The organism is Isoptericola sp. NPDC057653 (assembly GCF_042799955.1).
GTDB lineage: Bacteria > Actinomycetota > Actinomycetes > Actinomycetales > Cellulomonadaceae > Isoptericola.
In genome coordinates this window covers 1,223,757-1,239,261 of the sequence record NZ_JBHVHP010000002.1, presented here as the reverse complement: position 1 = coordinate 1,239,261, position 15,505 = coordinate 1,223,757, and the positions used below count along the sequence as shown (strand labels likewise).

Sequence of the window (15,505 nt, the reverse complement as noted above, 5' to 3'; positions counted from 1 at the left end):
GTGGGGTGCCGGCGTGCGGTCAGCGCAGCCAGGTGGCGCTGCCCGGCACCGGCGAGGCGGCCCAGGCGCGACCGAGGCCCCAGGTGTCGCCGGCGCGGGTGAGCGCCAGCGTGACGAGCAGCGTCACGTACAGCAGGTGCTGGTCGACGACGGGGTTCTGCGAGCCCGCGGCGAACGGCCAGACGGAGGCCCAGAGGGAGAGCATGAGCAGGCCGCCGGCCACGGCGGCGACGCGCAGCCCGACGCCGAGCAGCAGGGCCAGGCCCGTGCCGAGCATGCCGAGCATGAAGAGCCAGTCGACGACGGGGCCGGACATCGCCGCGAAGCCGGCGGCGAGCGGGCTCTCGATGGAGCCGAGGTAGCCGGCCGTGGGGGAGGAGCCGGACAGCCACGCCCGCTCGGCGGGGGTGGCGTAGCCGAGGCCGAACGTCTTGTCGAGGACGGGCCACAGGAAGACGCCTGCCAGGAGGATGCGACACAGCGCCAGGGCGCGGCGCGCGGCCGGGCGGGTGACGACGTGCGTGGCGGCGTCCTCCTCGGCGCGGGTGCGGGCGGAGGTCGTGGTGCGGGTCGTGCTGCTGCCTGCGGCGGTCGCGGTCATGAGTGAGCTCCCTGATCGTGGTGCGCTGCGTGGTGCTGGGGTCGGGTGACCCGGTGCGGCCGGCCCCCCGTCGGGCCGGTCGCGCGAGGATGTGGTCCGCCGGACGACGTCTTCGTCGAATTTGGATGGATCACTGACGAACCGTGCCCAACATGCCAAGGTTGCCCGGGCGTCGCAACCGTTTCGTGATCTTCGTGGCGTTTCAGCAGGCAAAACGACCATAGTTCGGACGATTGCCCGCGATGCGGGACGGCGGGCGTAGCGTGCTCGTGCGCGCCGTCCGTGACGGCGTGGCACCACTCGTCGAAGGAGCTGACATGAGCCGTCCCCTGCGCTCTCGGACGTCCACCCACGGTCGCAACATGGCCGGTGCCCGCGCGCTGTGGCGCGCCACCGGCATGGGCGCGGGCGACTTCGGCAAACCGATCATCGCGATCGCGAACTCCTACACGCAGTTCGTCCCCGGGCACGTCCACCTCAAGGACATGGGCGACCTCGTGGCCTCCGCCATCCAGGAGGCCGGCGGCGTGGCGAAGGAGTTCAATACCATCGCCGTGGACGACGGCATCGCGATGGGCCACGGCGGCATGCTCTACTCGCTGCCGAGCCGCGACCTCATCGCCGACTCCGTCGAGTACATGGTCAACGCGCACTGCGCCGACGCCCTCGTGTGCATCTCGAACTGCGACAAGATCACGCCGGGCATGCTCAACGCGGCCCTGCGCCTCAACATCCCGGTGATCTTCGTGTCCGGCGGGCCGATGGAGGCCGGCAAGGCGATCGTCGCCGACGGCGTTGCGAAGACCCCGCTCAACCTCATCAACGCGATCAACTACTCGGCCGACGACAACGTGTCCGACGAGGCGCTCGCCCAGGTCGAGGAGAACGCCTGCCCCACCTGCGGCTCGTGCTCGGGCATGTTCACCGCGAACTCGATGAACTGCCTCACCGAGGCGCTGGGCCTGTCGCTGCCGGGCAACGGCTCGACCCTGGCCACGCACGCCGCCCGCAAGGAGCTCTTCCTCGAGGCCGGGCGCACCATCGTCGACCTGGCCAAGCGGTACTACGACGACGAGGACGACTCGGCCGCGCCCCGGTCGATCGCCACCAAGGCGGCGTTCTCCAACGCGATGGCCCTCGACGTGGCGATGGGCGGCTCCACCAACACGGTGCTGCACATCCTGGCCGCGGCGCAGGAGGGCGAGATCGACTTCGACCTCTCCGACATCGAGCAGATCAGCCGCCGCGTGCCGTGCCTGAGCAAGGTGGCGCCGAACCACCCGGACTACCACATGGAGGACGTGCACCGCGCCGGCGGCATCCCCGCCCTGCTGGGCGAGCTGGACCGCGCCGGCCTGCTCGACCACGACGTGACGTCCGTGCACTCGCCCACGCTGCGCGGCTGGCTCGACGACTGGGACGTGCGCGGCGGCAAGGCCACCGACCGGGCGGTCGAGCTGTTCCACGCCGCGCCCGGCGGGGTGCGCACTACGCAGGCCTTCTCGACGTCGAACGTCTGGGAGAGCCTCGACACGGACGCGGCCGGGGGCTGCATCCGCGACCTCGAGCACGCGTACACCGTGGAGGGCGGGCTGGCCGTGCTGCGCGGCAACCTGGCCGAGGACGGCGCCGTGTTCAAGACGGCGGGCGTCGACCCGGACGTCTTCCACTTCGTCGGCACCGCGCTGGTCTGCGAGTCGCAGGAGGACGCGGTCGAGAAGATCCTCACCAAGCAGGTCCAGCCGGGCCACGTCGTGGTGGTGCGCTACGAGGGCCCGTCCGGCGGCCCGGGCATGCAGGAGATGCTCTACCCGACGTCGTTCATCAAGGGCCGCGGCCTGGGCAAGGTCTGCGCGCTGATCACCGACGGCCGGTTCTCGGGCGGGTCGAGCGGCATCTCCGTGGGCCACGTGTCGCCGGAGGCGGCCGCGGGCGGCGTCATCGGGCTGGTCGAGGACGGCGACGAGATCGAGATCGACGTCGACACCCGGCTGATCCGCCTCAACGTGCCGGACGAGGTGCTCGCCGAGCGCCGCGCCAAGATGGAGGCCCGGGAGAACCCGTGGCAGCCGGAGAACCGCGACCGCTACGTGTCCCCGGCCCTGCAGGCGTACGCCGCGATGGCGACGTCCGCGGACCGGGGTGCCGTGCGGGACGTGTCGCTTATCGCGCGCCGCTGACGTCGCCGGGCGCCGGGTCGCCCCCGGCGCCCGGTGTTGCACGATCTGGCCGGGCGTCACGTTCGTGGCATAGGCTCGCGGCATGGTCGACCAGCCGCCGCAGCCTGCCCCGACGTCCGCCGCGCCCAACGAGCGGGAGCTCGAGCCGGAGATCGTCACCGACCTGCGCGAGCGCATGACCTACGGCTCGTACCTGCACCTGGACCGCCTGCTGGCCGCCCAGGAGCCGATCAGCACGCCGGCGCACCACGACGAGATGCTGTTCATCGTGCAGCACCAGACCACGGAGCTGTGGCTCAAGCTGGTGCTGCACGAGCTCGTCTCCGCCCGCGACCTCCTCGCGGCGGACGAGCTCGGGGCGGCGCTCAAGCGCATCGCCCGCGTCAAGCACGTGCAGCGCACGCTCACCGAGCAGTGGTCCGTCCTCGCGACCCTCACGCCGAGCGAGTACGCCCAGTTCCGCGGGTTCCTCGGCAACGCCTCCGGCGTCCAGTCCTGGCAGTACCGGGCCGTCGAGTTCCTGCTCGGCAACAAGAACGCCCGCATGCTCGCGGTGTTCGACGCCGAGCCCGAGGCGCGCGCCGAGCTCGCCCGGCTGCTGGCCGAGCCGAGCGTGTACGACGAGTTCCTGCGCTACCTCGCCCGGCACGGCCACGACGTGCCGCAGCGGGTGCTCGACCGCGACGTCACCACCGCGCACACCCTCGACGACGACCTCGTCGAGGTGTTCCGCCGCATCTACGCCGACCCCGAGTCGGACTGGTCGGCGTACGAGACCTGCGAGGAGCTCGTCGACCTCGAGGACAACTTCCAGCTCTGGCGCTTCCGCCACATGAAGACCGTGCTGCGCATCATCGGCACCAAGCGCGGCACCGGGGGCTCCAGCGGCGTCGGGTTCCTGCAGCGGGCGCTCGACCTCACGTTCTTCCCCGAGCTGTTCGCCGTGCGCACCGAGATCGGGGCGACCGCCGGCCCGGGCGCGCGGTCGTGACCGGCCCGCTCCTCGTGCCCCCGGCCCTCGCCCCGGTGGTCCTCCCCGCCGACGTCCCGCCGGAGGTGCGGAGCCGCCTGGCCGGCTCCGGCACCCTGCTGCCGCCGTTCACGGACGCGCACGTGCACCTGGGGCTGGTGGACCCGGCGCCGCTGCGGTCGCGCGGCGTCGCCGCCGTGCACGACCTGGGTGGGACCCCGGCCGACGTCGCGGCCCTGGCCGGCGACCCGGCGCTCCCGCGCGTCGCGTACGCGGGGGCGTTCCTCACCGCGCCGGGCGGGTACCCGAGCGACCGGGCGTGGGCCCCGGCCGGCTGGGTCGAGGAGGTCGCGAGCCCGGCGGACGCCGTCGCGGCCGTGGACCGGCAGGTCGCCGCGGGGGCGTCGTTCGTCAAGGTCGCGCTGCACGCCGACGCCGGGCCGACTCCCGACGACGCCACCCTGGCCGCCGTCGTCGACCGGGCGCACGCGCACGGGCGGGACGTCGTCGCGCACGCCGAGGGGCCGGGCCAGGCGGCGCGGGCGTTCGCGGCGGGCGTCGACCGGCTGGCCCACGCCCCGTTCAGCGAGCGCCTGCCCGACGAGCTGCTCGTGGCCATGGCCACCCGCGGGACGACGGGGGGCTCCAGGACGCCGGGCCCCCTGACCTGGCTCAGCACGCTCGACATCCACGGCTGGGGCTCTCCCACGCCCGAGCGCGAGGTGGCGCTCGACAACGTCCGCCGCTTCGCCGTGGCGGGCGGACGCGTCCGCTACGGCACCGACCTCGGCAACGGACCGCTGCCCGTGGGGCTGAACGCCCGCGAGCTCGCCGCCCTCGCGGCGGCCGGCCTCGGCCGGCGGTCGCTGCTCCAGGCGCTGGTCGGCGACGAACCGCCTGCCGGCCTCGTGTCGTTCGTGCCGGGCCCGGCGCCCGCGCAGGCGGACGTCGGCGCGGTCCACGCGGCCTGGCTCGCGCGCGCCGTCGTGCTCGACCTCGCCGACCTGCGGGACCCCGCCTTCGTCCCGCCCACCGCCACTGACCAGCCCGCCGACCAGCCCGCCGACCAGCCCGCCGACCAGCCCGCCGAACCTGGAGGAGCCGCATGACCACCGACGCCGCCACCCGTCGCGACCGCGCCGCCGCGCTCGACGCCGCCGACCCGCTGGCCCGGTTCAGGGCCGCGTTCGTCGACTCCGCGGAGGTGACCGCCTACCTCGACGGGAACTCGCTCGGCCGCCCGACGAAGGCGTCGGCCGAGCGGCTCGCCCGCTTCGCGCCCGAGGTGTGGGGCGCGCGCCTCATCCGCGGCTGGGACGAGGAGTGGTACGACCTGCCCCTGCGCGTCGGCGACCGCATCGGCGCGGTGGCCCTCGGCGCGGCACCGGGCCAGACGTTCGTCGCCGACTCGACGACGGTCGTCCTCTACAAGCTGGTGCGCGCGGCGCTGTCCGCGCCGCGGGCGGCCGGGCGCGACGAGATCGTCCTGGACTCCGGCAACTTCCCGACCGACCGCTTCGTGCTGGAGGGCGTCGCCCGCGAGCACGGCGCCACGCTGCGCTGGATCGAGCCGGACCACGACGGCGGCGTGACGCCCGACCAGGTCTCCGCGGTGCTGGGCGAGCGGACGGCGCTGGTCGTGCTGAGCCACGTCGCGTACCGCTCGGGGTACGTGAGCGACGCCGCGGAGATCACGCGGCGCGCGCACGACGCCGGCGCGCTGGTGCTGTGGGACCTGTGCCACTCCGCCGGCGCGGTGCCCGTCGCGCTCGACGGCTGGGGCGCCGACCTCGCCGCCGGCTGCACCTACAAGTACCTCAACGGCGGCCCGGGGTCGCCCGCGTTCGGCTACGTGCGCGCGGACCTGCAGGACGAGCTGGTGCAGCCGATCCAGGGCTGGATGGGCAGCGCCGAGCCGTTCGAGATGGGCCCCGCCTACGCGCCGCACGCCGGCGTGCGGCGCTTCCTGTCCGGCACGCCGGCGATCGTCGGGATGCTGGCGATGCAGGACATGCTCGACCTGGTCGCCGACGCCGGCCTGGACGCCGTCCGCGCCAAGTCGGTGGCGCTCACCCGGTTCGCGCTGGAGCTCGTCGACGACCTGCTCGTGCCCCTGGGCGTGCGGGTCGCGTCGCCGCGGGACGACGAGCGCCGGGGCAGCCACGTGACCGTCGACCACGACGCGTTCGCCGACACCCTGCCCCTGCTGTGGGAGCGCGGCGTGATCCCCGACTTCCGCCGCCCGAACGGGCTGCGCCTCGGCCTCTCGCCGCTGTCCACCTCGTTCGACGAGGTGCGCGTCGGCGTCGAGGCGGTGCGGGACGCGCTGGTCGGGGTCGCGGGGGCCGGCGCCGCGCGGGTCGAGGGCACCGCGTGATCCTGGACGACCTGGACGCCCGCCCCGGCAGCGCGACGTCGCTGCTGCGCACGGTCGTGGGCCTGTACGCCCGCGACCTGGGCGGGCACCTGGCCGCGGCGGACCTCGTCGCGCTGCTCGGCGCGGCAGGGGTCGCGCCCGGCGCGGCGCGGTCGGCCGTCTCGCGGGCGAAGTCGCGGGGCCTGCTCGAGGCCGAGGAGTCCGGCGGGCGGGCGGGGTACCGCCTCGCGCCGGGCGCGGAGGAGATGCTCGAGCGCGGCGACCGGCGGATCTTCGCCTACCGTCCGCAGGGCGACCGCGACCCGTGGTGCCTGGTGTCGTTCTCGATCCCCGAGGCGCGGCGCGACGCGCGCCACCGGCTGCGCCGCAGCCTGGCCGGCATCGGGTGCGGCACGGTCGCGGACGGGCTGTGGATCTGCCCCGGCCACCTGGCCGACGAGGTCGAGGGCATCCTCGACGGGCTCGGCCTGCGCGACGCGGCCACGGTGTTCCTCACCGGCACGCCCCGCGTCGCCGGGGCGCTCGCGGACGCCGTCGCCCGCTGGTGGGACCTGCCGCTCCTCGCGGGGGCGCACCGGGCGTTCCTGGCGGCCCACCCCGACCCGGCCGCCGGGGAGGCGCTCGACCCGGCCGAGGCGTTCGCGCGCTGGGTGCGTGCCGTCGACGACTGGCGGCCCCTGCCGTACCGCGACCCCGGGCTGCCGCCGGGCGTGCTGCCGGACGACTGGCCGGGGACGGCGGGCGTCGCGCGGTTCGCCGCGCTGCGCGCCGCGCTGGCCGCGCGCGCCGCCGCGCACGTGCGGGCCGTGGTCCCTACGCTCGGTCCATGAGCGCCGACGCCGCAGCCACCCCGGACCTCAAGCCCCGTTCCCGCCAGGTCACCGACGGTCTGGAGGCGACGGCCGCCCGCGGCATGCTGCGCGCCGTCGGGCTCGGGGACGACGACTTCGCGAAACCGCAGATCGGCGTCGCGAGCTCGTGGAACGAGATCACGCCCTGCAACCTCTCGCTGGACCGGCTGTCGCAGGCGGTGAAGCACGGCGTGCACGCGGGCGGCGGCTACCCGCTGGAGTTCGGCACGATCTCGGTCTCCGACGGCATCTCGATGGGGCACGAGGGGATGCACTTCTCGCTCGTGTCCCGCGACGTCATCGCGGACTCCGTGGAGACGGTGATGCAGGCCGAGCGCCTCGACGGCTCGGTGCTCCTCGCCGGCTGCGACAAGTCGCTGCCGGGCATGCTCATGGCGGCCGCGCGGCTCGACCTCGCGAGCGTGTTCCTCTACGCCGGCTCGATCATGCCCGGCTGGGTGAAGCTCTCCGACGGCACGGAGAAGGACGTCACGATCATCGACGCGTTCGAGGCCGTGGGGGCCTGCGCCCGCGGGCTGATGAGCGAGGAGGACGTCGGCCGGATCGAGCGCGCCATCTGCCCCGGCGAGGGCGCGTGCGGCGGGATGTACACCGCCAACACGATGGCGTCCGCCGCCGAGGCGCTCGGGATGTCGCTGCCCGGCTCGGCCGCACCGCCGTCCGCGGACCGCCGTCGCGACGCCTTCGCCCAGGCCTCCGGCGAGGCCGTCGTCGAGCTGCTGCGGCGCGGCATCACCGCCCGGCAGATCCTCACCAAGGACGCCTTCGAGAACGCGATCGCCGTGGTGATGGCGTTCGGCGGGTCCACGAACGCCGTGCTGCACCTGCTCGCCATCGCGCACGAGGCGGAGGTGGAGCTCACGCTCGACGACTTCTCCCGGGTCGCGGACCGCGTGCCGCACCTCGGCGACCTCAAGCCGTTCGGCCGCTACGTCATGAACGACGTCGACCGCATCGGCGGGGTGCCCGTGGTGATGAAGGCGCTGCTCGACGCGGGACTGCTGCACGGCGACTGCCTCACCGTCACCGGCCGCACGGTCGCGGAGAACCTCGCGGACATCGACCCGCCCGACCCGGACGGCAAGATCCTGCGGGCGCTGGACCGGCCGATCCACCCGACGGGCGGCATCACGATCCTGCACGGGTCGCTCGCCCCCGAGGGCGCGGTGGTGAAGTCGGCGGGCTTCGACTCCGACGTCTTCGAGGGCACGGCCCGCGTCTTCGAGCGGGAGCGCGCCGCGCTCGACGCCCTCGAGGACGGCACGATCACCGCCGGCGACGTCGTCGTGATCCGCTACGAGGGCCCCAAGGGCGGGCCGGGGATGCGCGAGATGCTCGCGATCACGGGGGCGATCAAGGGCGCGGGGCTCGGCAAGGACGTGCTGCTCGTGACCGACGGGCGGTTCTCCGGCGGCACCACCGGGCTGTGCGTGGGGCACATCGCGCCCGAGGCGGTCGACGCCGGGCCGATCGCGTTCGTCCGCGACGGCGACCGCATCCGCCTCGACGTCGCGCGCAAGACGCTCGACCTGCTCGTCGACGACGCGGAGCTGGAGTCCCGCCGGGACGGCTGGGCGCCGCTGGCGCACGGGTACACGCGGGGTGTCCTGGCCAAGTACACGAAGCTGGTGCAGTCGGCCTCGCGCGGGGCCGTCCTGGGCTGAGCGACCACCTGGCGGTCGCCCGTCGACCGGGAGGCGCGCGGGGGGCAGGATTGCCGCATGGGAAAGGTGCACGAGCGCATCGACGGCCGGCTGCGGAGCTTCATCGAGTCCCAGCACGTCTTCTTCGTCGCCACCGCCCCGCTGGCGGGCGACGGGCACGTCAACGTCTCGCCGAAGGGGATCGACGGCTCCTTCTCGGTGGTCGACGAGCACACCGTCGCCTACCTCGACATCACCGCGTCGGGGGCGGAGTCCGTCGCGCACCTGCGCGAGAACGGGCGCATCACCCTGATGTTCTGCGCCTTCGACGGCCCGCCGAACATCGTCCGGCTGCACGGCCGCGGCCGGGTCGTGACGCTGTACGACGACGAGTACGCCGCGTGGGCGCCGCGGTTCCCCGAGAGGCGGGGCGCCCGCGCGGTGATCGTGGTCGACGTCCATCGGGTGTCGGACTCCTGCGGCTACGGGGTGCCGCTGCTCGACTACGCGGGGGAGCGCGACCTGCTGCCGCCGTTCATGGACCGCAAGGGCGCCGAGGGGCAGGCCGACTACCGGAGGCAGAAGAACCGCACCAGCATCGACGGCCTGCCGGCGTTCGACGACGACCCCGTCCCCGCAGGTCAGGCCGAGGGCTAGCGAGCACCGGGGCGGCAGGCGATGCTGGACGTATGAGCGACTCGATCACGCCCCGACAGTTCCACCACTCCGACGGGGTCGCGGACTGGCAGGCGGACGACGGCTCCGCCTGGGCGGTCTTCCAGACCGGGTCGTTCGCGGCCGGGGCACGCTTCGTGGACGCGATCGCCGAGATCGCGGACGCCGTGAACCACCACCCCGACGTGGACCTGCGCTACGCGACGCTGACGGTGCGCACGTCCTCGCACGACTCCGGCGGCCTGACCTCGCGCGACGTCGACCTGGCCCGCCGGATCAGCGAGGCCGCCCGCGAGCTGGAGGTCCCGGTCGAGCCGCACCACCACCACCTGCGGCACTGACCGCGTCGACGAGCGCCGCCAGCGCCGCCTCGAAGCGGTGCCCGGGCGGGGCGCCGTAACCGACGACGACGTGCGGCGGGGCCGCGCCCGGCGCGCCGGGTCCCGCGGCGTCGAAGTCGCCCAGGCCGGCCAGGCGCAGGCCGCGCGCGGCGGCCGCCCCGGTGACGGCCCGCTCCGGGACGCCGACCGGCAGGGCGAGGAGGCCGTGCAGCCCGGCGTCCATGCCGACCAGCCGGCACCCGGGCAGCCGCGCGTCGACGACCTCCTGCAGCCGGCGCCGCCGGTCGCGGTAGTCCGCGCGCCGGCGCCGCACGGTCCGGTCGTACTCGTGGTCGTCGACGAACCGGGCGAGGGTGAGCTGCCCCAGCGGGTCGGGCCGCACCCCGCTCCGCCGGCGCTCGCGGGCGAGGTCGTCGACGAGCGCGGGCGGGACGGCGCCCCATGCCAGCCCGATCCCCGGGGCGAGCGCCTTGCTCGCCGTGCCCGCGTACACGACCCGGTCCGGGGCCAGGGCCTGCAGGGCCCCGACCGCGCGCCGGTCGTACCGGAACTCGCCGTCGTAGTCGTCCTCGACGACCAGGGCCCCGGTGCCCGCCGCCCACGCGACGAGCTCCCGCCGCCGCGCCGGGGCCAGCGCGGCCCCCGTCGGGAACTGGTGCGCGGCCGTCACCAGGACGGCGTCGACGCCGGGCAGGGCGGCGAGCCGGCCGACGTCCAGACCCTCCTCGTCCACCGCCACCGGCACGACCCGCAGCCCGGCCGCCTCGATCACCTCGCGGTGCGCGGCGTGGCCGTACCGCTCGACGGCGACGCCCCGGGCCCCGCGTGCGGCGAGCACCCGGCACACCAGTGCGAGCAGCTCGCCGAAGCCGTGCGTCACGACCAGCGACCCGGGCTCGGACCGGACCCCGCGCACGCGGGCCAGGTAGGCGGCGAGGCTCCGGCGCAGGACGGCGTCGCCGAGCGGGTCGCCGTACCCGAGGTGCGCGGCGGGGGCGTCGGCGGCGGCCCGGCGGGCGCTCGCGGCCCAGGCGGCGCGTGGGAACGCGGAGGCGTCGGGGATGCCGCCGCGCAGGTCGAGCAGGTCCCGGACGGGCTCCGGCGGCGCCGGGGGAGCGGACGCCGTGGTCGTGGGCCGGGCGACCCAGGTGCCGGCGCCGACCCGCGACGCGAGCCAGCCCTCGGCGGCGAGCTGCGCGTACACCGCGGAGACGGTGTTGCGCGCCACGCCGAGGTCCGCCGCGAGCGCCCGGGACGAGGGCAGGCGGGCGCCGGGCGCGATCCGGCCGCCCGTCACGGCCTCGCGCAGCGCGGCCTCGAGGTCCCGGCCGGGCCGCGCGGCCCCGAGCGCCAGGTGCAGGTCGAGGCCCGAGGAATTGGCCCAGGAATCCGTCATCAGAATGCACTGTAGCGATGGTCCACCCGCGCGTAGCGTCGAGGACATGACCACCGACACCGCTCCTCGCGCCCCCTTCGTCCGCGTCCCGCGCCGCCTGGACGTCGACCATCTCGCGCCGTCCTTCTCCGAGGCGATGGGCGCGCTGGACGCCGCGGCCACGGCCGACGCCGAGCGCGCGGGCGTCGCCCCCGCGGTCCGCGAGCTCGTGCGGCTGCGGGCCTCGCAGCTGAACGGCTGCTCCTACTGCGTCGACCTGCACTCGCAGGCGGCCCTCGACGCCGGCGTGGACGCGCAGCGCCTGCTGGCCCTGCCGGTGTGGCGCGAGTCGAGCTTCTTCACCGCGGCCGAGCGTGCCGCGCTCGAGCTGGCCGAGGCGGTGGTGCGGCTGTCCGTGGCGGAGGTGCCGGCCGCGGTCGTCGACGGCCTGGTGGCCGAGGTGGGCGAGGAGACCGCCGCGGCGGTGCTCGCCCTCGTGGTCACCGTGGTCGCCTGGAACGGCATCGGCGCGACCGCGCGCTGCTGGTCGCCCGCCCGCCGCCGCTGACGCCGGGCCTCGCCGCGCGAGGCCTGCGGCCCCGGGGCAGGGTGGACCGGTGCGGTCCGGGCGACGGGCCCGGGCACGCGACGGACGGAGGCGCCGATGGCCGACGAGATCACCCCGGCGGGGTTCGAGGCCGCGGCGGGCACCGCCGACTGGCGGGCCCTCGGCACGGGCGCGAGCGCCCTCTTCCGCACCCGGTCGCCGGGGGAGGTCGCCGTCCTCCTCGAGCACGTGCGGGTGCTCGCGGACGGCGCGAACCACCACCCCGACGTGGACCTGCGGCCGGACGGCGTCGTCGTGCGTGTCGTGTCGCACGACGTCGACGGGCTGAGCGAGCGGGACGTCGCCCTGGCCCGCGAGGTGTCGGCGACCGCCGCCGACCTCGGGCTCGCCGCCGACCCGGCCGCGCTGCAGGAGGTCGAGCTGACGATCGACGCCGCCGACCGTGAGCAGGTCATGCCGTTCTGGGGCGCCGTCCTCGGGCACCGTCGCACGAACGAGGACCTCGCGGACCCGCACGGCCGGTGGCCCGGCATCTGGTTCCAGGAGATGTCCGAGCCCCGGCCGCTGCGCAACCGGCTGCACCTGGACGTCTTCGTCCCGCACGACGTGCGGCAGGCGCGCGTCGACGCGGCGCTCGCGGCCGGCGGGCGGGTCACGACCGAGGAGTTCGTGCCGCACTGGTGGACCCTCGCCGACGCCGAGGGCAACGAGGCCGACGTCGTCGCCTGGGAGGGCTTCGACGAGGACCTGGCCGAGGGGCTGCTCACCCCGCAGGAGTTCCGCGCGGCGGGCGGCGTGGACGACTGGCGGGTGCTCCAGGGCGCCAGCGCGCACTACGTGACGGGCGGCTTCGACGCGGGCGTGGAGCTCGTCGCGCGGGCGGCCCGCGCCGCGGAGGAGGCGGGCGTGCCCCTGTTCGCCGACGTCCGCTACGCGGGGGTGACGCTTCGGGTCGGGCCGCCGGAGGACGGGTGGATCGACGACGCCCGGCTGCGGCTGGCGCAGCAGGCGCAGGCCGCCGCCCGCGACCTGGGCCTGCGCGCCGAGCCCGCCCAGCTGCGCGACGTGCAGCTCACGTTCGACGCGCTGGACCTCGCGGCCGTGCAGGCGTTCTGGGCCGCGGCGCTCGGCTACCGGGAGCGGGGCGAGACGGACCTGTACGACCCGCTGCTGCGCGGGCCGTCGGTGTTCCTGCAGCAGCTGGACGCGCCGCGCGAGCAGCGCAACCGGATCCACGTGGACGTCATGGTGCCGGCCGACGTCGCCGACGCGCGGGTCGCCGCGGCCGTGGCCGCCGGCGGGCGCGTGGTGCGCGACGCCGAGTCACCGTTCTGGCGCACCGTGGCCGACCCCGAGGGCAACGAGGTGGACATCGCCGTGGTCCCGGGCCGCACGGAGGCGTGGGGCGCCGACTGACCGGGTGAAAGTCTGAGAAGCCGCTGACCGGGGCCGGTGCGTCTCCACCACCGACCCCGGCTCGCCGCTATGCTCCGGGGCGCGCGCCGGAGCGCCCGGGGCGGCGATGTGGGCCCCGGTGACTCCGCGGCCACGAGGAGGTGGCGGTGTCCGAGACAGTCGGCGCAGAGCTCGCGATCGAGACGCGAGGCCTGCGCAAGACGTACCGGAGCGTGCGGGGGAGGTCGGTCGGGGTCGAGGGCCTCGACCTGCGGGTGCCGGTGGGCGGGGTGCACGGCTTCCTCGGCCCCAACGGCTCCGGGAAGACGACGACGATCCGCATGCTCCTCGGGCTGGTCCGGCCCGACCGGGGGACCGCGACGATCTTCGGTCACGAGGTGCCGAGGCGGCTGCCCGAGGTCGTGGGCCGCGTGGGCGCCATCGTCGAGAGCCCCAAGTTCTTCCCGGCGTTCAGCGCCCGCCGCAACCTCCGCCTGCTCGCCGACGCGATCGGCGCGCCCGCGGGCCGCGTGGACGCCGTCATCGACGAGGTCGGGCTCACCGGGCGCGCGCGGGACAAGTACCGCACCTACTCGCTCGGGATGAAGCAGCGCCTCGCCATCGCCGCGACGCTCCTCAAGGACCCCGACCTGCTGATCTTCGACGAGCCCACCAACGGGCTCGACCCGGCCGGCATCCGGGAGATCCGCCAGACGATGCGCGGCCTCGCCGACCAGGGCAAGACGGTGCTGGTCTCCAGCCACATCCTCGCCGAGGTGGAGCAGATCGCGGACACGGTCTCGATCGTCGCCCGCGGTCGCCTCGTCGCGTCGGGCCGGGTGGCCGACCTCATCGGCGCCGGCACCGCCACGCGGTCCGTCCGGCTGCGCGTGTCGCCGCAGGACCTCACCATCGCGACGAGCGTGCTGGAGACCGGCGGTCTGCTGGTGCGCCGCGAGCACGACGCGCTCGTGGTGGACGGCGCCGCCGACCCCGCGGAGGTCAACCGCGCGCTCGGCGAGCGCGGCGTCTGGGTGCACGAGCTCGCGCCGCTGCAGGCCGACCTGGAGTCGGTGTTCCTCGGCCTGACCGCGCACGAGACGCCGGGCGGCCACACCCACAAGGGCGGCCGCACCAAGCGGGGCGGCCCGCCGCCGGAGCCCGCGCACGCCGCCGGGAACGCCGCGACGACGGAGGTGGACGCATGAGCCGCCTGCTGCGCGTGGAGCTGCGGAGGCTGTGGGCCCGCCGGCTCACCTGGTGGGCGCTGGTCGGGGTGCTCGCGGTCGCGGCGATGACGGCGTTCTCCGCGTACGGGAGCGCGAAGCCGCCCACGGAGGCAGAGCTCGCGGACGCGAAGCAGATGTACGAGCGGGAGCTGGCGAACTGGGAGGAGTCGGGCGACGAGCAGGTCGCGGAGTGCAAGGAGTCCGAGGAGGCCGACCCCGACCCGGCCGTCGACTACGGCTGCGACCAGATGGAGCCGCGGCTGGAGTGGTTCCTGCCGCCACAGCCCTACTTCGTGCCGCCGGCCGCCGACGTCACGGACCTCGACACCTATGCCGAGGAGCGGGGGCTGGACCCGGCCGACGTCGACCCCCGGATCGCGGCGCTCGACACCGCGATGTGGAGCGACTGGGGGTCGGGCACGCAGCGCATCGCGACCACGGCGCTCGCGATCGTCGCGATCGCGTTCGTGCTGGGCGTGAGCTTCGTGACCGCCGAGACGAGTTCCGGCGCGCTCGGGCTGTGGCTGACGTTCGAGCCCCGGCGCCGCCGGGTGTTCTGGTCGAAGGCCGCCGCTGCCGGTGTGGGGACGATCCCCCTGACGGTGCTCGGGACGGTCGCCGTGATCGGCGGGGTCTACGCGGTGTACGCGAGCTTCGGCACGGTCGGCGACCTCACGTCGTCGCGGTGGGCGGAGATCGCCGGGTTCGGCGGGCGCCTCGTCGTGGAGGCGACGGCGCTCGCGATGGTCGGGGCCGCGCTGGGCGCGATCTTCCGGCACGCGGCGGCTGCGATCGGCGTCGCCGCCGTCCTCGCGTGGGTCGGGACCCTCGTGACGGCGTCCGTCGACGTCGCCCAGCGCTGGAGCCCGGTGGTGAACTTCGGTGCGTGGCTCCAGGGGGGCGCCGTCTACAACACCGAGCGGTGCACGCCGGGGGAGTCCGGCATCGTCGAGTGCGCCTGGGTCGAGAAGGTGGTCTCCCAGACGCAGGGCGGGCTCTACCTGCTCGCGCTCACCGTCGTGGTCCTGCTCGTCGCTGCGGTCGTCTTCCGGCGCCGCGACGTGAGCTGACCGTTCGCGTCACCCCCTGGTCGTGAGCCCGGCGTCCCGCATCGTGGGACACCGGGCTCACGACGTGACATCGCGAGGTGGCGGGCGTAACGTTCGATCCGTGCAGACGATCCTCGTAGTACTTCTTCCCGGGCGCGCCGACTAGGCCCACGCACCAGGCTTCGTCAGCGCGCTCACCCTCGTCAGTCCCGTCGTCCCGGGACCGGGGG

General features: G+C 75.2%; 14 protein-coding genes. 12 read left to right on the top strand and 2 right to left on the bottom strand.

Annotated elements, in window-relative coordinates:
- Positions 1–19: 19 nt before the first annotated feature.
- The gene (locus ACFU9A_RS16910; RefSeq protein ID WP_430576435.1) at positions 20–601 is read right to left on the bottom strand and encodes a DoxX family protein; all 582 of its coding nucleotides are present in this window, start codon (positions 599–601) and stop codon (positions 20–22) included.
- A gap of 317 nt (positions 602–918) precedes the next feature.
- On the opposite strand from ACFU9A_RS16910, the gene ilvD (ACFU9A_RS16905) reads away from it, so the two are divergent.
- The 8 genes from ilvD (ACFU9A_RS16905) to ACFU9A_RS16870 all read left to right on the top strand — a co-directional run bounded on the left by ilvD (ACFU9A_RS16905) (position 919) and on the right by ACFU9A_RS16870 (position 9,659).
- On the top strand, positions 919–2,781 hold the full coding sequence (gene ilvD, locus ACFU9A_RS16905; RefSeq protein WP_430576434.1) for a dihydroxy-acid dehydratase: 1,863 nt from the start codon (positions 919–921) through the stop codon (positions 2,779–2,781).
- Between the two features lie 82 nt (positions 2,782–2,863).
- Complete coding sequence (locus ACFU9A_RS16900) at positions 2,864–3,772, top strand: tryptophan 2,3-dioxygenase (RefSeq protein WP_430576433.1); 909 nt, start codon at positions 2,864–2,866, stop codon at positions 3,770–3,772.
- Positions 3,769–4,860, top strand: a complete 1,092-nt coding sequence (locus tag ACFU9A_RS16895; RefSeq protein WP_430576432.1) for an amidohydrolase — start codon at positions 3,769–3,771, stop codon at positions 4,858–4,860. The genes ACFU9A_RS16900 and ACFU9A_RS16895 overlap by 4 nt, the downstream gene beginning before the upstream one ends.
- Positions 4,857–6,128, top strand: a complete 1,272-nt coding sequence (locus ACFU9A_RS16890; RefSeq protein WP_430576431.1) for a kynureninase — start codon at positions 4,857–4,859, stop codon at positions 6,126–6,128. Before ACFU9A_RS16895 ends, ACFU9A_RS16890 begins: the two co-directional genes overlap by 4 nt.
- Complete coding sequence (locus ACFU9A_RS16885) at positions 6,125–6,958, top strand: PaaX family transcriptional regulator C-terminal domain-containing protein (RefSeq protein ID WP_430576430.1); 834 nt, start codon at positions 6,125–6,127, stop codon at positions 6,956–6,958. The genes ACFU9A_RS16890 and ACFU9A_RS16885 overlap by 4 nt, the downstream gene beginning before the upstream one ends.
- On the top strand, positions 6,955–8,664 hold the full coding sequence (ilvD, locus tag ACFU9A_RS16880) for a dihydroxy-acid dehydratase (RefSeq protein ID WP_430576429.1): 1,710 nt from the start codon (positions 6,955–6,957) through the stop codon (positions 8,662–8,664). Before ACFU9A_RS16885 ends, ilvD (ACFU9A_RS16880) begins: the two co-directional genes overlap by 4 nt.
- A gap of 57 nt (positions 8,665–8,721) precedes the next feature.
- Positions 8,722–9,300 (top strand): pyridoxamine 5'-phosphate oxidase family protein, encoded by a 579-nt coding sequence (locus ACFU9A_RS16875; protein WP_430576428.1) that lies wholly within the window; start codon positions 8,722–8,724, stop codon positions 9,298–9,300.
- A gap of 32 nt (positions 9,301–9,332) precedes the next feature.
- On the top strand, positions 9,333–9,659 hold the full coding sequence (locus tag ACFU9A_RS16870) for a 4a-hydroxytetrahydrobiopterin dehydratase (protein ID WP_430576427.1): 327 nt from the start codon (positions 9,333–9,335) through the stop codon (positions 9,657–9,659).
- Here ACFU9A_RS16870 and ACFU9A_RS16865 read toward each other — a convergent pair.
- The gene (locus tag ACFU9A_RS16865; protein WP_430576426.1) at positions 9,595–11,055 is read right to left on the bottom strand and encodes a PLP-dependent aminotransferase family protein; all 1,461 of its coding nucleotides are present in this window, start codon (positions 11,053–11,055) and stop codon (positions 9,595–9,597) included. The genes ACFU9A_RS16870 and ACFU9A_RS16865 overlap by 65 nt on opposite strands.
- A 46-nt stretch (positions 11,056–11,101) precedes the next feature.
- Between ACFU9A_RS16865 and ACFU9A_RS16860 the strand changes: the two genes are divergently transcribed.
- The 4 genes from ACFU9A_RS16860 to ACFU9A_RS16845 all read left to right on the top strand — a co-directional run bounded on the left by ACFU9A_RS16860 (position 11,102) and on the right by ACFU9A_RS16845 (position 15,296).
- Complete coding sequence (locus ACFU9A_RS16860) at positions 11,102–11,602, top strand: carboxymuconolactone decarboxylase family protein (RefSeq protein ID WP_430576425.1); 501 nt, start codon at positions 11,102–11,104, stop codon at positions 11,600–11,602.
- Positions 11,603–11,698: 96 nt separating this feature from the next.
- Positions 11,699–13,018: a VOC family protein gene (locus tag ACFU9A_RS16855; RefSeq protein ID WP_430576424.1), complete on the top strand. Its 1,320-nt coding sequence runs from the start codon at positions 11,699–11,701 to the stop codon at positions 13,016–13,018.
- Between the two features lie 140 nt (positions 13,019–13,158).
- On the top strand, positions 13,159–14,205 hold the full coding sequence (locus ACFU9A_RS16850; protein ID WP_430576423.1) for an ABC transporter ATP-binding protein: 1,047 nt from the start codon (positions 13,159–13,161) through the stop codon (positions 14,203–14,205).
- Positions 14,202–15,296 carry an ABC transporter permease subunit gene (locus ACFU9A_RS16845; protein ID WP_430576422.1) on the top strand — a complete coding sequence of 365 codons (1,095 nt, stop codon included), beginning with the start codon at positions 14,202–14,204 and terminating at the stop codon, positions 15,294–15,296. Before ACFU9A_RS16850 ends, ACFU9A_RS16845 begins: the two co-directional genes overlap by 4 nt.
- Positions 15,297–15,505: the final 209 nt, after the last annotated feature.